The 550-nt window shown below is 47.1% G+C and carries 1 protein-coding gene; it reads right to left on the bottom strand.

What is annotated here, in order from left to right; genetic code table 11:
* Positions 1 to 12 precede the first annotated feature (12 nt).
* The gene (locus ACTHUR_RS17230) at positions 13 to 549 is read right to left on the bottom strand and encodes a hypothetical protein (RefSeq protein ID WP_440399928.1); all 537 of its coding nucleotides are present in this window, start codon (positions 547 to 549) and stop codon (positions 13 to 15) included.
* Position 550 lies beyond the last annotated feature (1 nt).

Raw genomic sequence — 550 nt, 5'->3', positions numbered from 1 at the left:
ATTTCACGTTGCCTAATCCTGCCAAAAAGATGCCCAGCCGAATTTTTCGGCAATATCGTCGCAAAGTTCCTCCTGCATGGTGGCAAGATTGGTGTAGCTGTTGGTGTCGTGTACAGAAAAATAGGCGGGCAGGGTGGAGGCGGTGTTTTGCGCTGCGGTTCGGAAGCAGTCTGCAAACCAATGGCTGAAATATTCGTGTAACCCGCTGTAAAAATCGTCTATGGCATCCCATACTTCTTCTTCGCCGTTTTCGTCCTGTTCCAAACCGTATATCTCGTCTTCCACATCTGCATCAAATTTAGGCAGGCATTCTTCGGGGAAGTCTATGATGCCGTTGCCTAAATAGCCGCCATTTTGGTTGCGCAGCCAGCCGCAAACAGAGAAATCCTGATATTCGTATTCCATAATCAGTGCCACGACCTGATCAAATGATTTGTTTTCATCCGAAAAAACCCAATGCCTGCCCTGCAATATTTCTTGGATAAAGGCGGTCAGTTTTGGAGTGCGTTCGGCGCAGTCCTGCACAAATTGAGTTTTATATTGTTGCATC

This window comes from Neisseria sp. P0021.S007 (assembly GCF_051956855.1).
This window is presented reverse-complemented; position numbering and strand designations above follow the sequence as displayed.